This is a genomic window from Trebonia sp. (assembly GCF_049794275.1).
Lineage (GTDB): Bacteria > Actinomycetota > Actinomycetes > Streptosporangiales > Streptosporangiaceae > Trebonia.
This window is the reverse complement of the sequence record NZ_JBARCR010001148.1, coordinates 1-4,172: the sequence shown is the minus strand read 5'-3', so window position 1 is coordinate 4,172 and position 4,172 is coordinate 1. Positions and strand designations below refer to the sequence as shown.

The 4,172-nt window shown below is 71.5% G+C and carries 4 protein-coding genes; 1 reads left to right on the top strand and 3 read right to left on the bottom strand.

Going from position 1 to position 4,172, the window contains the following annotated elements; genetic code table 11:
* The 3 genes from WA805_RS28410 to WA805_RS28400 all read right to left on the bottom strand — a co-directional run.
* Positions 1-289: ATP-binding cassette domain-containing protein (locus WA805_RS28410; RefSeq protein ID WP_425243861.1), on the bottom strand; the 289-nt coding region annotated here is incomplete at its 3' end.
* Complete coding sequence (locus WA805_RS28405; RefSeq protein WP_422325893.1) at positions 286-1,416, bottom strand: hypothetical protein; 1,131 nt, start codon at positions 1,414-1,416, stop codon at positions 286-288. The genes WA805_RS28405 and WA805_RS28410, both read right to left, overlap by 4 nt.
* A gap of 63 nt (positions 1,417-1,479) precedes the next feature.
* Positions 1,480-2,223: an FkbM family methyltransferase gene (locus tag WA805_RS28400; protein WP_424562343.1), complete on the bottom strand. Its 744-nt coding sequence runs from the start codon at positions 2,221-2,223 to the stop codon at positions 1,480-1,482.
* 371 nt (positions 2,224-2,594) lie between these two features.
* Between WA805_RS28400 and murJ the strand changes: the two genes are divergently transcribed.
* The coding region (gene murJ / locus WA805_RS28395) for a murein biosynthesis integral membrane protein MurJ (RefSeq protein WP_425243860.1) at positions 2,595-4,172 on the top strand (1,578 nt) is incomplete at its 3' end.

Below are 4,172 nucleotides of genomic sequence, written 5' to 3'. Positions count from 1 at the left end.
GCCGCAGGTTGGCGCGCCCGGACAGGTGCGGGTACGCGGCGGGCTCTTCGATCAGCGCGCCGATCTCGGGCAGCACCCGGCTGACGTGCCGCGGAACCGGCTCGCCGAGGATCGAGATGGACCCGCTCGTCGCGTACACCAGGCCGAGGAGCATCCGGACGAGGGTGGATTTGCCGCTGCCGTTCGGGCCGAGGAGGCCGTACCGGTCGCCTTCGCGGACGTCGAGGCTCACGTCGCGGACCGCCTCGACGTGCCCGAAGCGCTTCGTCAGGTCCTGTGTGCTGATCATTCGCCGAAGTCCTGGTCTGGTTTGGCGGCCAGCACCGCGGCGGCCTGCTCGAGCGTGCTCCTGCTGACGAACCCGACCAGGAGGAACGTGTCCGGCGACCGGTAGGGGTGCACGAGCGCGAGGTTGACGAGCGGGGCGCTGGCGATGGCGCCGGTTCCGTCGGTGAAGGACAGTGGCGCCGCGCCCGCGTCCAGCGCGTCGGTCAGCAGCTGCCCGCCGGTGCCGTGGCGGAAGGTGAGCACGGCGAACGCGGTCAGCCCGGTGCCGTACACGCCGATCTGCGGGACGGGCGACGGTGCGCGCGCGAGTCCGCCGAGAGCGGCGGGCAGCACCTCGTTGTCCAGGTTCTTCAGCACCCCGGCGAAGTTGGCCGGCGTGGTGGCGGTGAACCCGGTGCCCGGGGCCTGCTGGGGGGTCAGCACGCTGTTGTCCGGCGTCCAGGGGCCGGCCTGGAGGAACTGCGATTCCAGCGCCGGGTGCGCCACGCCACGGCCGAAGACCTGCACCAGCAGCGGCAGCCCGGTCGCCGGCGACGCCCAGATGTCGGCCTGCGCGATCGTGGACTGCGGGCTGGCGGGCCGGACCGCCAGCCCCGCCGCGCTCTGTCCGGCCACCCGCTGTGGCGGCAAGAGGCTCAGCTTCGCGTCCGGTCCCGCCTCATTGATGATCCGAACGGCCAGGGCCGCTGGCATCAGGTCCGCTGCTCGGGGCAGCCGGATGACCTCGGGGCCGAAGATGCCGGTCAGCAGCTGCTCGCCGGAGTCCCAGACGTAGGTGGTGCCGTTGTCCAGGTAGGTGTCGTTCTCGCCGGTGTCGGAGAGGGTGTCGACCCGCCAGCGGTCCGGTGCCGCCTGCCAGACCCGCATCCTGGTGATCCCGTCGAGCAGCGGCGTCACGCTGGCGAACGCGGGCAGCGGCGGGAGGCCGAAGGTCGCGTCGCTTTCCGCGTAACCGGAGAACGACAGGCGCTGCGAGGCGAGGATCTTGTTCTCGAGCTGCCGCGGCGTGAGCGCCGGCACGCTCGCCGGGAGCGCGCTGGCCAGGACCGGCAGGCAGCACAGCGCGGCGACGCCGGCCAGCACGACCGTCCAGCGCCACCCGGAATGCCAGGCGTGCCCGGGACGCACCCCATCACGATACGGTAGCCGCCTCTGGATTCGGTCAGCCGTGACGCCAGCGTCCGCGAATCGTCAGATCGCAGCGCGCGGCTGACCCGGTTGGGCCGAGCCAGCGGCGGCCGCCGTCAGGAAGCCTGGCCCGTAGTCAGGCAGCCCGGTCGCCGACCGCATGAACAGCCCGTCGATCTCCACCATCCGCAGCCCGTCGGACGACTGGAACAGCGGCTGGAAGGCCACCGGCGTGAACCCGTCGTCCAGCAGGATGTCCATCACCTCGGTCATCTTCGGCTGGTCGTGGTAGATCGGCTGCGCGGCCAGCTCGACGAGGACCGCGACCACCGAAGGCGGTAGCCCGCCGGGCCCGGCGCCGCGCAGCACCGCCGCGTCGTGCCCCTGGGTATCCGACTTGAGCAGGACCCGGGGCGAGTCCACCCCGGCGACGATCGACGGGAATTCCGCCTCGAGCGTGGACAGGGACACGGTGGCGGTGCCGGTCTCGGCCATGATCGGGATCTGGTCGACCACCCCAGGCAGCGAGGCGAGCAGCGAGTCCAGCTCAGGCCCCTCGTGCAGCCGCAGCTCAGCGGCACCCGGTGCGGCGGACAGCCCGAGCGGCCGCACCTCCCACCGCCCGTCCTTGGCCGCCGCCGCCGTGATGACCGGCAGCGTGGACGGCGAGGGCTCGAACGACACGATCCGCCCCCGGTACCCGAGGGCGCGCAGCCGCTCCCCGAAGTGCCCCCGGTTCCCGCCGACGTCGATGACGCAGTTGATCTCCCGGGACCGGAGCACCGCGTCGAGGGCCCAGTCGAGCACCCCGTCATCCGGCCGGTGGGGCCACCGCGTGACGTCAAAACCGAAGCGGTGCATCAAGTTACGCAGATTTTCCGGCAGCATCACGCGTCACCTCAAAGGTGCTGAAAAACAACGGGGTTCCGACTCAACCAGATGGGCCGGCAGCCGTCCGTGATACACGCGTTTTCCCGCGCTGACCAGGCGGGCCAGCAGCCGCCTGCGCGACACGCCCAGATCGCCGGCAACCGCCGGACGAGGAACGAACAGCGCTGGTAACGTACATCGAACTGAGGTCGAACCGGGATTTCCCGCAGCGCAGTCGATGTAGCCGCTGTCGGCTCAGCCCCCGCCGCCGAACGGCCGTCGCAGGTCGCTGAAGAGAGCTGGGTTGTGTGCAGACGAACGAAGCTGGGACGACGGAGCCGTCAGGTTCCGGCGCCGCGCTCCGGACGGAACCGGGTCAGATAGCGAGCCACGCGGCCGCGATCACGCAGCCGCTCAGCGCCCTGGTTGACAAGCTGGACACGCCGACCGCAAGCGAGGTCAAGAGCCAGGTCCCCGGCCACGCGTCCAGCATCGCGCAGGGCGCGGTGCTCATCGCCGGCCTCACGTCCCTGTCCAGGCTGCTCGGCCTCGTCCGCACGCTCGTGTTCTCGCAGAGCGTGGGGGCGGGCTGTCTCGGCACCGCGTACACCACCGCCAACGGCGTGCCGAACTTGATCTACGAGCTCGCCCTTGGCGGCGCGCTGACCAGCGCCATGGTCCCGGTGCTGGCCCGCTCGGCGGCCCGCTCGTGGACCGACCCCGGTGAGAAGGCGCGCGTCGCGCAGATCTCCTCGGCGCTGATGACCTGGGCCGTGGTCATCCTGCTGCCGGCCACCGCGATCATCGCCGCCGCGGCGGGCCCGATCGCGCGGGCGCTCATCCCGGCCAACCCGAACTCCGCGTGCAGCCGCGCCGACATGGTCAACGCGACGAGCCACATGCTGGTGATCTTCGCGCCCCAGATCCTGCTGTACGGCCTGTCGGTGGTGCTGTTCGGCCTGCTGAACGCGTACCGGCGGTTCACCGGCCCGGCGCTCGCGCCGGTGGCCGCGAACGTCGTGATGATCAGCTCCTACCTGGCCTTCGCCGCGCTGGACAAGAACGCCGCGCTGGCCAGGACGCCGCTGGCGGCCGAGCTGGTGCTGTCCATCGGCACCACGATGAACATCGGCACGCTGGTGCTCGTGGCGCTGCCGCCGGCCTGGCGGCTGCACCTGAGGTGGCGGCCGACGCTGAAGTTCCCTGTGGGAGTGATCCGCCAGGCCGGCGGCCTCGCGATGGTCGGCATTCTCGAGTTCGTCGCCCTCGACCTGTACGGCGTGGTCACGATCAACCTCGCCAACGGCCGCGGCGAGACCGGCGCCCTGGTCTTGTCCAACTACGTGCAGCTGGTGTTCACCTCGGTCTGCTCCGTGCTGCCGCTGGCGATCACGACGAGCGCGTTCCCGGTGCTCTCGGCGACCGATTCCGACGAGTTCGACCGGACCAGCGCGGGCTCCACGCGCGCGGTGGTGCTCATGTCGTGGCTGGGCACGGCCGCGATCGCGGCGGTCGCGGTGCCCGCCGCGAACATCCTCGCCAAGCAGTCCGACCAGGTCCCCGAGCTGATCCAGGCCTTCCTTATCGCCGCGCCGGGCGTGGCGGGCCTGGCGCTGATCACCCAGGCGTCGCGGGTGCTCTTCGCCCTCGGCAAGCTGAAGGTCGCGGCCATCGGCCTGTGTGCCAGCCCGGTGCTGCAGCTCGTGCTCAGCATCGTCATGGTCGAGTTCGTGCCGGCCCGGCTGGTCGTGGCCGCCCTGTCGGCGGCCAGCACGGTCGGGCAGCTGGCGGTGGCGATCCCGATGATGATCGCCGTCGGGCGGATCCGGGGCAAGGCGTCCACCGCGGGGATCGGGCGCGCGTCGCTGGCGGGCCTGGTGGCGGCC